Origin of the sequence: Streptomyces sp. NPDC088116, assembly GCF_044741745.1 — a bacterium.
Taxonomy (GTDB): Bacteria; Actinomycetota; Actinomycetes; order Streptomycetales; family Streptomycetaceae; genus Streptomyces.
On the sequence record NZ_JBIUTF010000001.1, the window covers coordinates 47,151 to 62,133 of the forward strand.

Below are 14,983 nucleotides of genomic sequence, written 5' to 3' on the forward strand. Positions count from 1 at the left end.
GACCCGCGGGTACGCTCGCCTGCGATGATCATCTCTAAGCCCGAGGAGAGACACGTGGGCCGCACGGGGACGACACGCAGGCGCGTGCTCACGGTCGCGAGTGCCACGGCCGCCGGTCTGTTGACCGCCTGTTCCCCGGACTCCGGCGACGGGCCGGGCTCGCAGGCCGCGGCTCGGGCGGAGAAGGAGCTGCGGATCCGTTCGGCGGGGACCAGCCGGAAGTTACTGGTTCAGTACGACGCGGTGCTGGAGCGGCACCCCGGGCAGAAGACCCGGCTCGCCCCGCTGCGGGCGGCCGTGGCGCGGCAGGTGGCGGCGCTGGATCCCGGGACACGTAAGTCCACGAGCCCGGCCTCCGCCGCGCCGTCCGCCTCCGTCACGGCCGCGGCCCCCGGCTCGTCGGCCGTCGCCGCCGACCCGGCCCAGGCGCTCAAGGCGCTGTCGGCCGCGGAGCGCCGTACCGCCGACGCGCACACCGCCGCCCTCATGGAGGCCCCACCGGAACTGGCCCGGCTGCTGGCCTCCGTCGCGGCGGCGAGCGCCGCCCACGCCTACCTGCTGACGGAAGGACCCCGCTCGTGAGCACCGGTGCGCTGGACGCCGCACAGGCGGCGCTCGCCGCTGAGCATGCCGCCGTGTACGGGTACGGAGTCGTCGGCGGCCGGATCGGCGCCGCCCGCCGTGGTGAGGCCTCCACCGCGTACGACGCGCACCGCGCCCGGCGCGACGCGCTGGTACGGACCGTGCGCGACCTGGGCGGGAAGCCGGCCGCGGCGAAGGCCGCGTACGGCCTGCCGTTCGCGGTACCGGACTCCACCGCCGCCGTGCGCCTCGCCGCCGATCTGGAGGACCGCGTCGCCGCCGTCTACTCGGATCTCGTACGGGCCTCGGAAGGTCCCCTGCGACGGGAGGCGGCGGGCGCGCTGCGCGAGGCGGCGGTACGCGCGGTGCGCTGGCGCGGGACCGGCGTAGCCTTTCCTGGGCTCGCGGAGCGCGGGTGAGCTCATGAGCCGGGAAAGGGAACCACGCACGTATGGCTTTCGAACCGCCGCAGCGTCTGGTGCGCACGCTCGGCGAGAAGTACGGGGACACCGCCGCCGCTGAGTGGCTCGGGAAGCTGCCCGCCCACGCCGAGCAGGCGGTCGCCCGGCGGCGGCTGGAGGTCGAGCGGGTGGTCGTGCCAGGCGGCCGGAGCAGTCTGGTGGTGCTCGTACGGCGGCCCGACGGCTCCCCCGCCACACTCAAGATCGCCCCGCCCTTCGCGGCGCCCGGCCCGGAGCGGGCGGCACTGGCCCACTGGAAGGGCTGGGGCGCGGCGGAGGTCCTCGACAACGGCGACGACGCGATGCTGCTGGAACGCCTGCACCCCGAGATGTCGTTGCGTTCCCTGCCCGAGGCGAAGGCCCTGCTCGAAGCGGCGGGTACGGCACGCCGGCTGTGGGTCGACCCGCCGGTGGGCCACGGCTTCGAGACGGTGACCGAACGAACCGCCCGACAGGCCGGGGCCTTGCGTGCGGCGGCCGCCGACGAGAGTCTCGCGCCCCTCGTCTACGCCGCGCTCGCCGCGCGCGACGAACTCTGCGCGTCGTCCTCCGAGTCGCTGCTCCTGCACGGGGCCTTCCGGCAGGGCAAGGTGCTCGCGGGCGACCGTGCGCCCTGGCTGGCGGTCGGCCCGGAGCCACTGGTCGGCGAGCGCGCCTATGACCTGGCCCGGCTGGTCCGCGACCGGGTGGAAGACCTGGTGGCCGCCGACTCGGGCGCCTCGTCGGCCCGCCGCCGCGTCAACAAGCTGGCCGACTCACTGGACCTGGACCGCGAACGCCTGCACGGCTGGACCCTCTTCCGCGCGGTGGAGTCCGGCGCCCGCGCCTGGGCGGCGGGCCGCCGCCAGAGCGCGGAGTTGCTGCTGGAGTTCGCGAGCTGGCTGTAGGGCTGCCACTGCCGTGCGACAAACGCGGGCCCCGCGCCACCGTGCGCGGGGCCCGCATCGTCGACCACGGCCGCCAAGAGCAGACCGTCAGGCCGTCAGGCGCGCGATCGCCTCCGCGACCGTCAGCTCCTCGCGCTCCCCCGTACGGCGGTCCTTCAGCTCCACGACCCCCTCGGCGGAACGGCGGCCGGCCACCAGGATGTGCGGGACGCCGATCAGCTCGGCGTCGGTGAACTTCACACCCGGGGAGACCCCGGCGCGCTCGTCCACCAGCACCCGCAGACCGGCCGCCGAGAGCTGCTCGGAGACGTCCAGCGCCAGTTCGGTCTGGAGCGCCTTGCCCGCGGCGACGACATGGACGTCGGCCGGGGCGATCTCCTGGGGCCAGCACAGCCCCTGGTCGTCGGCGGTCTGCTCGGCGAGCGCCGCCACGGCGCGCGAGACGCCGATGCCGTACGAGCCCATGGTCACGCGGACCGGCTTGCCCTGCTGGCCCAGGACGTCCAGCTGGAAGGTGTCGGCGTACTTGCGGCCGAGCTGGAAGATGTGGCCGATCTCGATGGCGCGGTCGAGCTTGAGGCCGGCGCCGCACGCGGGGCACGGGTCGCCCTCTTCGACGACGACCACGTCCAGGTAGTCGTCGACCTCGAAGTCCCGTCCGCACACCACGTTGCGCGCGTGGGTGTCGGGCTTGTTTGCGCCGGTGACCCAGGCCGTGCCTGCCGCCACGCGCGGGTCGGCGATGTAGCGGATCTTGAGGCCCTGCGGGCCGACGTAACCCCGTACGAGATCGGGGCGCTCCTCGAAGTCCTCGGCCGTCACCAGCTCCACCACCGCGGGCGCGAGGTGCTCGCCGAGCTTGCCGAGGTCCACCTCGCGGTCGCCCGGGACGCCGACCGCCGTGATCTCGCCGTCGACCTTGACGAGCAGGTTCTTCAGGGTCGCGGAGGCCGGCACCCCGAGGTGCGCGGCGAGCGTCTCGATGGTCGGGGTGTCGGGGGTGTCCAGCTCCTCGACGGGGCCGTGCTCGGCGGTGTCGGCCGCAGGGGCGGCGAAGGTGACCGCCTCCGTGTTGGCGGCGTAGTCACAGTTCGGGCAGTCCACGAAGGTGTCCTCGCCCGCCGCGGCCGGTGCCAGGAACTCCTCCGACGCCGAACCGCCCATCGCGCCGGAGACCGCGGAGACGATCCGGAAGTCGAGGCCGAGGCGGGCGAAGATCTTCTGGTACGCGCCACGGTGCAGCGCGTACGACTCCGCCAGGCCCTCGTCCGTGGTGTCGAAGGAGTACGAGTCCTTCATCTGGAACTCGCGGCCGCGCAGCACGCCGGAGCGCGGCCTGGCCTCGTCGCGGTACTTCGTCTGGATCTGGTAGAGCATCACCGGCAGGTCCTTGTAGGACGTGCACTGGTCCTTGACGACCTGGGTGAAGATCTCCTCGTGCGTCGGGCCCAGCAGGTAGTCGGCGCCCTTGCGGTCCTTGAGGCGGAACAGCAGGTCGCCGTACTCCTCCCAGCGGCCGCTGGCCTCGTACGGCTCCCGGGGCAGCAGCGCGGGCAGCAGTACTTCCTGTCCGCCGATGGCGTCCATCTCCTCGCGGACGACGCGCGAGATGTTGTCGAGCACCTTCTTGCCCAGCGGGAGCCAGCTCCAGATGCCGGCGGACGTACGGCGGACATAGCCCGCGCGGACGAGCAGCTGGTGGCTGAGGGTCTCGGCGTCCGCCGGGCTCTCGCGCAATGTCTTGACCATCAAACGGGACATGCGCTGGACCTGGGACATGGGGAGCACTCCTGCGTTCTCTCGGCTGATGCCTGGAGGTTAGCCGGGGTGTACGGGCAGGCGGAAATCAGTAACGCCGTCCACGGCTCAGCGGGCCCGGCGCAGCGGCAGCGGGGCGCCCATCACGGCGTACGGCTTGGGCGCGCTCGGGAACTGGACCTGGCGGGCGAGGTCCTCGTACCCGAGGCTGCGGTACAGCCGCCGGGCCGGGCTCTCGGTGTCGATCGCGGACAGGATCGACCTCGGCAGTCGGACGGCGTCCGTGATCTCGGTGATCAGGGTGCGGCCGATGCCGCGTGCCTGGTACGCCGGGTGGACGTGCAGTTCGGTGATCACAAAGGATCCGTCGAGCCAGTCGTCGGTGCCGGTGCCGCGCAGATACGGCTCGACGATGGTGGACCACCAGTGGGAACGGTTGTTCGGCATGCCGTACACGAAGGCGACGAGCCGTCCCTCCTCGGTGGTGGCGCCGAGCGCGCGGCAGCCCGCCTGCATCCCGTGCCGGAGCACGATGTGGCGGCGCACCTCCATCTCGTCGTCGCTGAGCCCGAAGGCGAGGGCCTGCACGGCGAGTGCCTCGTCGACGCGTGCGGGGAGATCGAGCGGCCCTACCTGTACGTCGGGGGTCCGGGAGTTGTCTCCGGGGATGCTCAGCATGGCCGAACCCTACTTTCAGAAGAGCACGCTCATGAAAGCGCCCACTTCACGGAAGCCGACCCGGCGGTACGCGGCCCTCGCCGGGGTGTTGTAGTCGTTCACGTACAGGCTCACCACGGGCGCGACTTCGGCGAGCGCGTACCGTACGACCGCCGCCATGCCCGCTTCGGACAGGCCCCGGCCGCGGTGTCCGGGATCGACCCAGACGCCCTGGATCTGGCAGGCCTGCGGGGTGGCCGCGCCGATCTCGGCCTTGAACAGCACCCGGCCGTTCTCGATCCGGGCGAACGACCGTCCCGCGCCGACCAGTTCGGCCACGCGCGCCTGGTAGAGCAGCCCGCCGTCGCCCGCGAGCGGCGAGACGCCGACCTCCTCGGTGAACATCGCCACGCAGGCCGGCATGATCACGTCGAGTTCGTCCTTGCGGACCCGGCGGACGAAGGGGTCGGGGGCGACGGTGGCGGGGCGTTGTTCGGTGACCATCAGCGGCTGGTTGGCGCGGACCTCACGGGCGGGGCCCCAGCTCGGTTCCAGCAGTCGCCACAGCTGCGCCGTGGGCTCGGCGGGGCCGACGATCGAGGAGCAGCGGCGGCCGGTCCTGCGGGCACGGTCGGCGAAGGCGCGCACGGCCTCGGGGGTGGCGCAGATGGGGACCAGGTTGGCGCCGGAGTAGCAGAGCGAGCGCAGCCGCCCGTCCGCGTACCAGCCCCACATCTCGCCGCCGAGGCGCCAGGGGTCGAGCCCGGCGACCTGAACACGGGCTGCCACGAAGGCATTGGCGACGGGCTCGCTCTCCAGGACGGCGAGCGCGGCGCCGAGTTCGCTGGGTTCGAGGACCCGAGTGGTGGTCTGCGTCAACACGAGGGTGCCTCACCATACGGTCTGCTGATTCTCCGCACTGTACCTGTCAGTTCCGCGGTGTGCCGCACACAGCAGCGGGTCCCCCGGCCGGCGCCAGGGGCGCCGGCCGGGGGACCCGTTCACGGATACGCGGCCCCGCGAACTCCTGGAGAGCTCGGTGAGGACCGGGGAGAGCGGAAGGTCTCGGCAGAGCACGCCGCCGAGTCAGCTGATGGAGACCTGGGGCTCGCCCGAGGCGATGCCGTCCTTCTCCATCTGCTCGGCGATCTTCATGGCCTCGTCGATGAGCGTCTCGACGATCTTCGACTCCGGGACGGTCTTGATGACCTCGCCCTTCACGAAGATCTGCCCCTTGCCGTTGCCGGAGGCCACGCCGAGGTCGGCCTCGCGGGCCTCGCCCGGTCCGTTCACGACACAGCCCATGACGGCGACCCGCAGCGGGACCTCCATGCCCTCGAGGCCCGCCGTCACCTCGTCGGCCAGCTTGTAGACGTCCACCTGGGCGCGGCCGCAGGACGGGCAGGAGACGATCTCCAGCCGACGCGGCTTCAGGTTCAGCGACTCCAGGATCTGGAGGCCGACCTTGACCTCCTCGACCGGCGGGGCGGACAGCGAGACCCGGATCGTGTCGCCGATGCCTTCGCTGAGCAGCGCGCCGAAGGCGACCGCGGACTTGATGGTGCCCTGGAACGCCGGACCGGCCTCGGTGACGCCGAGGTGCAGCGGGTAGTCGCTCTGCGCCGCCAGCTGGCGGTACGCGTTGACCATGACCACCGGGTCGTTGTGCTTCACCGAGATCTTGATGTCCCGGAAGCCGTGCTCCTCGAACAGCGACGCCTCCCACAGCGCCGACTCCACGAGCGCCTCGGGGGTGGCCTTGCCGTACTTCGCCAGCAGCCGCGCGTCCAGCGACCCCGCGTTCACCCCGATCCGGATGGGGGTGCCGGTCGCCAGAGCCGCCTTGGCGATCTCCTTCACCTTGTCGTCGAACTGCTTGATGTTGCCCGGGTTCACCCGCACCGCCGCGCAGCCCGCGTCGATCGCCGCGAACACGTACTTCGGCTGGAAGTGGATATCCGCGATCACCGGGATCTGCGACTTGCGCGCGATGGTCGCCAGCGCGTCCGCGTCGTCCTGCGTCGGGCACGCGACCCGTACGATCTGGCAGCCCGACGCGGTCAGTTCCGCGATCTGCTGGAGTGTCGCGCCGATGTCCGACGTACGCGTCGTGGTCATCGACTGCACCGACACCGGCGCGTCCCCGCCGACCGCCACGGTGCCGACCTGGATCTGCCGGCTGACCCGCCGGTCGGCGAGCTTCGTCGGAACGGAGGGCATTCCGAGAGAAATCGCAGTCATCTGCTGTGCAACCCCAAGGTATGGATCAAGGTCCCGAGATCGGCGGGCTTCAGCACCCGAGATTACGCCACGACGCGCGGACCGAGCACATCTCCATCTCAAGTCCTCCGAAAAGTCAGCGGCCGGACACCTGTCGTGTCCGGCCGCATCAAACAGGCCGAATCAGCCGAATCCCCCGAACCGACAGAATCAGCACAATCAACAGAATCAACCGGATTTACGGAATCGGGAGAGCCCGCGGAATCAGCTGATCTTGACGGGGTTGAACACGTCGGCGACCAGGACGAGCAGGGTGAAGCAGATGAAGATCCCCGCCACGACATACGCGACCGGCATCAGCTTCGCCACATCGAAGGGGCCCGGGTCGGGCCGCTTGAAGAGACGTGCCAGCGACCGTCGCAGGGACTCCCACAGCGCGCCCGCGACATGCCCGCCGTCAAGGGGCAGCAGCGGCAGCATGTTGAAGAGGAACAGGGAGAGGTTGAAGCCCGCGAGCAGGAACAGCATCATCGCGATCTGGTTCTGCGCCGGGATGTCCAGCGTCATCACCTCGCCGCCGATGCGGGCCGCGCCGACCACGCCGACCGGCGAGTCGTCCTTGCGCGGACCGTCCCCTATGGCCGCGCTCCAGAGGTCGGGGATCTTGGACGGGAGGGCGATGATCGACTCGACGCCGTCCCCGATCATGGTGCCCATCCGGTCCACGGACTGGGGGAAGGACAGCGGGACGATTTCCGTGGAGGCGGCGAAGCCGAGGTAGCCGGCGGGGACGTACTTGTCCGGGACGACCTCTCCCTTGGAGTCCTTCTGCGCCACCATGTTCTTGGCGAGTTCGGCGTGCAGGACCTTCTGCGTGCCGTCCCGGTCGACAGTGAGAGTGGCGGGGCCGATCGTCTCGCGGATGAGGCCGGAAAGCGTGCTCCAGTCCTCGACGCGCTTGCCGTTGAAGGCGACGATCTTGTCGCCCGCCTTGAGTCCGGCGGCCTGGGCCGGCGAGACGGGGTCGCCCTTCTCGCACTTCTCACGCTTCTCGCTCTGCGAGATCACGCACTTCTGTACACCGGCGACCTGGGTGGTCTGGGTCTGGAAGCCGAAGCTCATCGCCACACCGATGAAGATCACCGCGGCGAGGACCAGATTCATGAACGGACCCGCGAACATCACGATCACGCGCTTCCACGGCTTGCGCGTGTAGAAGAGCCGGTCCTCGTCGCCCGGTTCCAGCTCCTCGAAGGCGGCGGAGCGCGCGTCCTCTATCATTCCGCGCCACGGCGAGGTGGACCGCGCCTCGATCCGTCCGTCGGGTCCCGGCGGGAACATCCCGATCATGCGGATATAGCCGCCGAGCGGGATGGCCTTGAGCCCGTACTCCGTATCGCCCTTCTTCCGCGACCAGATGGTCGGCCCGAAACCGACCATGTACTGGGGCACGCGGATACCGAAGAGCTTGGCCGTGGAGAGATGGCCCAGTTCGTGCCACGCGATGGAGAAGAGCAGCCCGACGGCAAACACAAGGATGCCGAGGACTGTCAACAGAATCGTCATGCGCGAGCCTCCGCTGGCTGTTCTTCGCCGAATTTCTCTGCCGTTTCGCGGGCCCGCGCGCGGGCCCAGGTCTCCGCTTCGAGGACGTCCGCCACGGTGAGCGAGGTTCCCGTACGAGGGCGACCGTCCGGTGCGCCGAGCACCGCGTCGTGTTCCGCGACGACCTCGGTGACCGTATCCATGATGCCGTTGAACGGCAGCCGGCCCGCCAGGAACGCGTCCACGCACTCCTCGTTCGCGGCATTGAACACCGCGGGAGCCGTACCGCCGAGCGCTCCGACGTGCCGGGCGAGGCCCACGGACGGGAACGCCTCCTCGTCGAGCGGGAAGAATTCCCAGGCCGAGGCCTTGGTCCAGTCGAATGCGGGGGCCGCGTCCGGCACCCGCTGCGGCCAGCCGAGACCGATGGCGATCGGCCCGCGCATGTCGGGCGGGGTCGCCTGGGCCAGTGTCGAACCGTCGCTGAATTCCACCATCGAGTGGACATACGACTGAGGGTGTACGACTACCTCAATGCGTTCGAAGGGAATGTCGTACAGCAGATGCGCCTCGATCACTTCCAGCCCCTTGTTGACGAGGGTCGCGGAGTTGATCGTGATCACCGGGCCCATGGCCCAGGTGGGGTGCGCGAGGGCGTCGCGCGGGGTGACACCGGCCAGTTCGGCCTTCGTACGGCCCCGGAACGGGCCGCCGGAGGCGGTCACGACCAGCTTGCGCACATCGGCGCGGGTGCCGGAGGCCAACGCCTGGAAGAGCGCCGCGTGTTCGGAGTCGACGGGGATGATCTGACCGGGCTTGGCCACGGCCTTGACCAGCGGGCCGCCGACGATCAGCGACTCCTTGTTGGCGAGTGCGAGCGTCCGGCCCGCGGTGAGGGCGGCGAGCGTGGGGGCGAGGCCGATGGAACCGGTGATGCCGTTGAGCACGGTGTGGCAGTCGGAGGCGGCGAGTTCGGTGGCGGCGTCGGGACCGGCGAGGATCTCGGGGAGCGGTTCACCCGTCCCGTACCGCTCCCGCAGCGCCTCCCGGAGCGCGGGCACGGCGTCCTCGCGTGCGACCGCGACGGTACGGACCCGTAGCCGCCGCGCCTGCTCGGCGAGGAGCGCCACGCGGCCGCCGGCGGCGGAGAGGGCGGTGACACGGAAGCGGTCGGGGTTGCGCAGGGCCAGGTCGATGGCCTGCGTGCCGATGGACCCGGTGGAACCGAGGACGACGATGTCCCGGCGGCCGTCGATGGGATCGAAGGCGATATGCGGATCGGCGAGAGGGGCTGGGCTGTCGCTCATGCCCCCATTCTTGCCCCATCCGCGAGCGCGCAGGACAGCGCGCCCCTGCGGGTGCGACTGTGCGCGTCCCTGTGCGGGGGTTTGTGCGCCCCCGTGCGGGGGCTCACGAGGGTCGAACGGCGACCGCCCGGGTCTCGGGGCTGTCGTACGGGCCGGTCATGGGGGGGGGCCCGTCCTGGGGGCCGGTCATGGGAGGCCGGTCCCGCCGCTTCCTCCGTTCACGCCGTGCCCGCTCGGAACTTCCGCCACTGGGCCCGGACGATCTCGTCGGGCACTCCCCCGACGTCCTTGGTGCCGGTGATCTCGGCCCGGAAGGAGAGCGTGGTGGAGCCGGACCGTACGACGGTCAGATACTCGTACAGCTTCAGCTTTCCCTTCACGTCGAGGATCGTGAAGCGGTACGCCGTGGCCTCGTCCCCCACGTCCGGTGCCTGGGCGGGTTCCACCTCGAGGTACTTCGCGCGCGCCATCGCCCGCTCCTCGACGAATCCGGCCGCGCAGTCCCGGCCCGCCGTACGCAGGGCCTTCATGACACCGGTCGCACCCTGGGCGGCGTACGACCGCAGCTGCACGGCGACGGTGATCCCGAGCATCTCGTCCTCGACGTCGACCTTGCGGTGGACCTCGGCGGCGGGGTCGAACGTGGTGGCTCCCTCGGCGAGGCTCACGAGCGGCCGGCAGACGGCGGGCTCGGCGGTGTAGTCCTCGCCGAGGGGCGCGCCGAGGACGTAGTCGGAGGCGGTGTATGTGCCGATCCGCTCGCCGTCGGCGAAGGAGACGGCGGTGAGCCGCGCCTTGGAGAGCGGTGCGGGCCCGGTGGCAGAGGGTGCGGCGGTCGCCGAGGCGGAGGGTGCGGCGGTCGCCGAGGCGGACGGCGTGGCGCCGCTCCTGCCGTCCTGGCCGTCCCGGCCGCTCTCGCCGTCGTCGCCGCTGCCGCACCCGGCCGTCCCGACCAGCACGGCACCGCTCACCGCCGCCAGGGCGACCCGCCACCGCCGGTTCTTCTGTCCGGTTCCGAACATCCTTGCCCCCGTGCCGAGTTGGCCGCGCCGAGCCGATCGCGCCCGACGCCTGATTGTGCGGCACGGGGACACGTGAGGTCACGACCGCCGCGTGGCGAGAGCACTTTGCCGCACCCGCCCCTGCCGACTCATTGACACACCCCCCTCCCGGCCCGATTCTGAGAGCGCTCTCAGAACCCCCCACGTTCAGGAGGAAAGCGTGCCCGCCATAAGAAAGTTACTGGCGCCCCTGGCCGCCGCGGTGATCTTCGCAACCGGGTTCACGGCTGCCGTCCCCGCGGCCGCCGCACCCGCCGGTGACGGTGCTCCGGCCCCCGCCCGAGCCGCGGTTCCCGACACCATTCCGCTGACCATCTCGAACTCGTCCGGCCGCACCGACCCGGTGTACATCTACAACATCGGGACCCAGCTCTCGACCGGCCGGCAGGGATGGGCCGACGCGAACGGCACGTTCCACCCCTGGCCCGCCGGAGGCAATCCGCCGACCCCCGCGCCCGACGCGTCGATCGCCGGGCCCGCCAACGGGCAGTCGGTCACGGTCAGGATGCCGAAGTTCTCCGGCCGGGTCTATTTCTCGTACGGGCAGAAGCTCGTCTTCAAGCTCACCACCGGCGGTCTCGTCCAGCCCGCCGTGCAGAACCCGAGCGACCCGAACCGCGACATCCTCTTCAACTGGACCGAGTACACGCTCAACGACGCCGGGCTGTGGATCAACAGCACCCAGGTCGACATGTTCTCGGCTCCGTACGCCGTCGGCGTCAAGCTCGCCAACGGCAGCACCAAGACCACCGGCCACCTCAAGCCGGGCGGCTACAACGGCTTCTTCAACTCTCTCAGGGGTCAGTCGGGCGGCTGGGGCAATCTGATCCAGACCCGCTCCGACGGCACGATCCTGCGGGCTCTCGCGCCGGGTCACGGCATCGCGTCCGGCGCCCTGCCGGCCGGTGTCATGAACGACTACATCAACCGCGTGTGGAGCAAGTACGCGAGCTCCACGCTGACGGTGACACCGTTCGGGGACCAGCCGAACACCAAGTACTTCGGCCGGGTCTCCGGCAACGTCATGAACTTCACCAACAGCGCGGGCGCGGTGGTCACCTCGTTCCAGAAGCCCGACGCCGACAGTGTCTTCGGCTGCTACAAGCTGCTGGACGCGCCCAACGACCTGGTGCGCGGGCCGATCTCGCGCACCCTGTGCGCCGGGTACAACCGTTCCACGCTGCTGGTGAACCCCAACCAGCCCGACACCAGTGCGGCGAGCTTCTACCAGGACGCCGTCACCAACCAGTACGCCCGGAAGATCCACGAGCAGATGGCCGACGGCAAGGCGTACGCCTTCGCCTTCGACGATGTCGGCAACTACGAGTCGCTGGTGCACGACGGCAACCCGCAGCAGGCGTTCATCACGCTCGATCCGTTCAGCTGACGGGGCTGAGACACAGCCCGGACTGACCTTCGGCCCAGTGGTCCACCGACAGCAGATAGTCGGTGGGCCCGCACGAATCCCCGTCGGAGACACGGTATTGGGCCCGGCCGGAGTCGCAGCCCACCGCTTCGATGTCCTGGCCGGGCACCTCCGGGCTGCCCTCCACGCAGTCGCCGACCGAGACCCGGACGGGCTCGTCGTCCCCGGCCAGCAGGCCGATCACCAGGAGGGTGGGAAAGGCGAGCAGCACCAGCGCGATCGGCGTCAGGATCAGCAGGGTCGGCAGTCTGAACAGCAGTCGCTTCCCGGGATCGAGCGGCGGGCGCCACCCTCCGTACGGAGGCGGCAGTTCACGGAACCGGGAGCGCGCCCCCATGACATTGGACAGCACGACGACGGGGGTGATGAAGAACGAGAAGATCCCCCACCAGCCGGCCAGCAGCGTGTCCGAGGTCATCTGTCGGTAGGTGGCGAGTCCGCAGGTGCGGCAGAAGGAACCGCCGCGCTTGAGGAAGCGCATCACGATGATCATGCCCTGGTGGCCGCGCACCGTCGCCCGCGCGGCGGGCTGTGCGCCGCACACGTCACAGACGAAGGCGGCCGGATGCTGTCCTTGCGGGGGCTGTTGGTACTGCGGCTGCCCCGGTGGAAAGCCCGAGAACCGAGGGCTGCTCGCGTGAGGCGGGTACGGGCCCGGCGGAGGCGGCGTCGCCATGATGATCTCTCCCCTGTACGTACGACCGTCGCACTTTAGCCCGTCTCCTGGCCGTGGCCGGACGACGTCCGGACGGCGGCTGGATCACGGCCGGACGACGTCCGGACCAGGGGATGCGGCAGGAACGAACGTCCGCCCCCTGTGGGCCCCGTCGCACGCGGGACGGCCGGGCCACGTCCACCGTACGGACGTGGCCCGGCCGTCATCCGCCGGTCCGGCGACTCACCGGACCGGGCGGTGCACGTTCTCCCTCGCGGACGGCCCCGGTGTCGCGTCCGCGATCCAGGCGCCCTCGCCGCTCGGGTCGACGACTCCCTCCTCCAGCCACTCGTACGCGCCGGCCAGAACGCCCTTCACCACCTTGTGGTCCAGGTCGTCCGTGTTGGACCACAGCCGGCCGAAGAGCTCCTCGACCCGGATACGGGCCTGCCGGCAGAAGACATCGGCCAGTTGGTACGCCTCACGGCCGTGCTCCCCGGTCGTACGCAGCAGTTCGGCCCGTACGCAGGCCGCGCTCATCGCGAACAGCTCAGCGCCGATGTCCACGATCCGGCCCAGGAAGCCCTGTTTGGTCTCCATCCGGCCCTGCCAGCGCGACATCGCGTAGAAGGTCGAGCGGGCGAGCTTGCGCGCGTTCCGTTCGACATACCGCAGGTGCGGTGACAGGTCGGGGTGGCCCGGGTGATGGAACTCGCCGTAGGAACGCGGCAGTTGGCCCGGACCCGCGACCAGCTTCGGCAGCCAGCGCGCGTAGAACTTCCCTGCCTGCGCACCCGCCTTCGCCTTGTCCGAGAAGGACTTGTCCGGATCGATGATGTCTCCGGCCACCGCGAGGTGCGCGTCGACCGCCTCGCGCGCGATCAGCAGATGCATGATCTCGGTCGAGCCCTCGAAGATGCGGTTGATGCGCATGTCACGCAGCATCTGCTCGGCGGGTACGGCTCGTTCGCCGCGGGCCGCCAGGGAATCCGCGGTCTCGAAGCCGCGGCCGCCGCGGATCTGGACCAGTTCGTCGGCCATCAGCCAGCCCATCTCCGAGCCGTACAGCTTGGCCAGGGCCGCTTCGATGCGGATGTCGTTGCGGTCCTCGTCGGCCATCTGGGAGGACAGGTCGACCACCGCCTCCAGCGCGAACGTGGTGGCGGCGATGAAGGAGAGCTTCGCGCCCACGGCCTCGTGGTGGGCGACGGGCTTGCCCCACTGCTCGCGCGCCGACGACCATTCGCGGGCGATCTTCAGACACCACTTGCCCGAGCCCACGCACATGGCGGGCAGGGAGAGGCGGCCGGTGTTGAGGGTGGTGAGGGCGATCTTGAGGCCCGCGCCCTCCGGCCCGATGCGGTTCGCGGCCGGGACGCGGACCTGGTGGAAACGGGTCACGCCGTTCTCCAGACCGCGCAGGCCCATGAACGCGTTGCGGTTCTCCACCGTGATGCCCGGGGAATCGGCCTCGACGACGAACGCCGTGATGCCGCCCTTGCTCCCCTCCGACTTCGGGACGCGGGCCATCACCACCAACAGGTCGGCGACGACGCCGTTGGTCGTCCACAGCTTCACGCCGTCGAGGACATACGCGTCGCCGTCCGGCACGGCGGTCGTGGCCAGCCTGGCGGGGTCGGACCCCACGTCCGGTTCGGTGAGCAGGAACGCGGAGATGTCGGTACGGGCCAGGCGCGGCAGAAACGTGTCCTTCTGCTCCTGGGTGCCGAAAATCTTGAGCGGCTGGGGTACGCCGATCGACTGATGGGCGGAGAGCAGCGCGCCGATGGCGGGATTGGCCGAGCCGACAAGAGCCAGGGCTTTGTTGTAGTACACCTGGGTGAGACCGAGCCCGCCGTACTTGGTGTCGATCTTCATACCGAGCGCGCCCAGTTCCTTGAGGCCGTTGATCACCTCGTCGGGGATCCGGGCCTCGCGCTCGATCAGCGCGCCGTCGATCCTCGTCTCGCAGAAGACACGCAGCTGGGCCAGGAACTCCTCGCCACGCCTGACGTCGTCGGCCGCGGGCAGCGGGTGCGGATGGATGAGGTCGAGCCGGAAGCGGCCGAGGAACATCTCCTTGGCGAAGCTCGGCTTGCGCCAGCCCTGCTCCCGGGCGGCCTCGGCGACCTGGCGCGCTTCGCGCTCGGTGACTTTGGGCGTGCCGTGCGGTTCCTGCGGTACGGATGCTTCGGAAGGTACGGATGGGGCGGACATGAGGAACTCACCTCGCCGCGGAGTCGGGACCAGCGGTGGTTTTACCGGCTGGTGCTACTCGTCCGTATCTACCCGATTCCTGCCGCCCGCACCAGTCGTAGGGCGGTCTGTTCCGGTACGGACGGCGGGTCTGTACCGGTAGGGACAGCGGGGTCTGTTCCAGTAGGGGCCGCCTGTCCGTACGGGTACGGACAGGCGGTCGGGTTC

13 protein-coding genes are annotated in these 14,983 nt (G+C 70.4%); 4 read left to right on the forward strand and 9 right to left on the reverse strand.

Features of this window, described 5'->3' with window-relative positions; all coding sequences use genetic code 11:
- The first annotated feature begins 24 nt into the window (after positions 1-24).
- The 3 genes from ACIOJD_RS00200 to ACIOJD_RS00210 are packed head-to-tail and all read left to right on the forward strand — an operon-like array spanning position 25 to position 1,930.
- On the forward strand, positions 25-582 hold the full coding sequence (locus ACIOJD_RS00200; RefSeq protein WP_401907387.1) for a hypothetical protein: 558 nt from the start codon (positions 25-27) through the stop codon (positions 580-582).
- Complete coding sequence (locus tag ACIOJD_RS00205; RefSeq protein ID WP_401907388.1) at positions 579-1,001, forward strand: ferritin-like domain-containing protein; 423 nt, start codon at positions 579-581, stop codon at positions 999-1,001. The genes ACIOJD_RS00200 and ACIOJD_RS00205 overlap by 4 nt, the downstream gene beginning before the upstream one ends.
- 32 nt (positions 1,002-1,033) lie before the next feature.
- Positions 1,034-1,930: an aminoglycoside phosphotransferase family protein gene (locus tag ACIOJD_RS00210; RefSeq protein WP_401907389.1), complete on the forward strand. Its 897-nt coding sequence runs from the start codon at positions 1,034-1,036 to the stop codon at positions 1,928-1,930.
- A gap of 87 nt (positions 1,931-2,017) precedes the next feature.
- Here the strand turns inward: ACIOJD_RS00210 and ACIOJD_RS00215 are convergent, their stop codons facing one another.
- From ACIOJD_RS00215 to ACIOJD_RS00245, 7 genes are all read right to left on the reverse strand, one after another.
- Positions 2,018-3,709, reverse strand: coding sequence for a proline--tRNA ligase (locus ACIOJD_RS00215; RefSeq protein WP_401907390.1), 1,692 nt, complete (start codon positions 3,707-3,709; stop codon positions 2,018-2,020).
- 87 nt (positions 3,710-3,796) lie between these two features.
- Positions 3,797-4,366 (reverse strand): GNAT family N-acetyltransferase, encoded by a 570-nt coding sequence (locus ACIOJD_RS00220; RefSeq protein WP_401907391.1) that lies wholly within the window; start codon positions 4,364-4,366, stop codon positions 3,797-3,799.
- 15 nt (positions 4,367-4,381) lie between these two features.
- Positions 4,382-5,227, reverse strand: a complete 846-nt coding sequence (locus ACIOJD_RS00225; protein WP_401907392.1) for a GNAT family N-acetyltransferase — start codon at positions 5,225-5,227, stop codon at positions 4,382-4,384.
- Between the two features lie 204 nt (positions 5,228-5,431).
- On the reverse strand, positions 5,432-6,586 hold the full coding sequence (gene ispG, locus ACIOJD_RS00230; RefSeq protein WP_401890682.1) for a flavodoxin-dependent (E)-4-hydroxy-3-methylbut-2-enyl-diphosphate synthase: 1,155 nt from the start codon (positions 6,584-6,586) through the stop codon (positions 5,432-5,434).
- A gap of 243 nt (positions 6,587-6,829) precedes the next feature.
- On the reverse strand, positions 6,830-8,131 hold the full coding sequence (locus tag ACIOJD_RS00235) for a M50 family metallopeptidase (protein WP_401907393.1): 1,302 nt from the start codon (positions 8,129-8,131) through the stop codon (positions 6,830-6,832).
- Positions 8,128-9,417, reverse strand: coding sequence for a 1-deoxy-D-xylulose-5-phosphate reductoisomerase (dxr, locus tag ACIOJD_RS00240; RefSeq protein WP_401907395.1), 1,290 nt, complete (start codon positions 9,415-9,417; stop codon positions 8,128-8,130). The genes ACIOJD_RS00235 and dxr overlap by 4 nt, the downstream gene beginning before the upstream one ends.
- 218 nt (positions 9,418-9,635) lie before the next feature.
- Positions 9,636-10,439: a hypothetical protein gene (locus tag ACIOJD_RS00245; RefSeq protein ID WP_401907397.1), complete on the reverse strand. Its 804-nt coding sequence runs from the start codon at positions 10,437-10,439 to the stop codon at positions 9,636-9,638.
- 199 nt (positions 10,440-10,638) lie between these two features.
- Between ACIOJD_RS00245 and ACIOJD_RS00250 the strand changes: the two genes are divergently transcribed.
- Positions 10,639-11,865 carry a glycoside hydrolase family 64 protein gene (locus ACIOJD_RS00250; RefSeq protein WP_401907399.1) on the forward strand — a complete coding sequence of 409 codons (1,227 nt, stop codon included), beginning with the start codon at positions 10,639-10,641 and terminating at the stop codon, positions 11,863-11,865.
- Here ACIOJD_RS00250 and ACIOJD_RS00255 read toward each other — a convergent pair.
- Positions 11,858-12,580 carry a hypothetical protein gene (locus ACIOJD_RS00255; RefSeq protein ID WP_401907401.1) on the reverse strand — a complete coding sequence of 241 codons (723 nt, stop codon included), beginning with the start codon at positions 12,578-12,580 and terminating at the stop codon, positions 11,858-11,860. The two genes, ACIOJD_RS00250 and ACIOJD_RS00255, sit on opposite strands and share 8 nt — an antisense overlap.
- Before the next feature lie 222 nt (positions 12,581-12,802).
- Complete coding sequence (locus ACIOJD_RS00260) at positions 12,803-14,776, reverse strand: acyl-CoA dehydrogenase family protein (RefSeq protein WP_401907403.1); 1,974 nt, start codon at positions 14,774-14,776, stop codon at positions 12,803-12,805.
- Between the last annotated feature and the right edge of the window lie 207 nt (positions 14,777-14,983).

Coding starts and splice junctions, on each gene's coding strand:
- ACIOJD_RS00255 (WP_401907401.1), bottom strand. CDS start 12,580: ATGGCGACGCCGCCTCCGCCGGGCCCGTACCCGCCTCACGCGAGCAGC.
- ACIOJD_RS00260 (WP_401907403.1), bottom strand. CDS start 14,776: ATGTCCGCCCCATCCGTACCTTCCGAAGCATCCGTACCGCAGGAACCG.
- ispG (WP_401890682.1), bottom strand. CDS start 6,586: ATGACTGCGATTTCTCTCGGAATGCCCTCCGTTCCGACGAAGCTCGCC.
- ACIOJD_RS00215 (WP_401907390.1), bottom strand. CDS start 3,709: ATGTCCCAGGTCCAGCGCATGTCCCGTTTGATGGTCAAGACATTGCGC.
- ACIOJD_RS00235 (WP_401907393.1), bottom strand. CDS start 8,131: ATGACGATTCTGTTGACAGTCCTCGGCATCCTTGTGTTTGCCGTCGGG.
- ACIOJD_RS00245 (WP_401907397.1), bottom strand. CDS start 10,439: ATGTTCGGAACCGGACAGAAGAACCGGCGGTGGCGGGTCGCCCTGGCG.
- ACIOJD_RS00200 (WP_401907387.1), top strand. CDS start 25: ATGATCATCTCTAAGCCCGAGGAGAGACACGTGGGCCGCACGGGGACG.
- dxr (WP_401907395.1), bottom strand. CDS start 9,417: ATGAGCGACAGCCCAGCCCCTCTCGCCGATCCGCATATCGCCTTCGAT.
- ACIOJD_RS00220 (WP_401907391.1), bottom strand. CDS start 4,366: ATGCTGAGCATCCCCGGAGACAACTCCCGGACCCCCGACGTACAGGTA.
- ACIOJD_RS00210 (WP_401907389.1), top strand. CDS start 1,034: ATGGCTTTCGAACCGCCGCAGCGTCTGGTGCGCACGCTCGGCGAGAAG.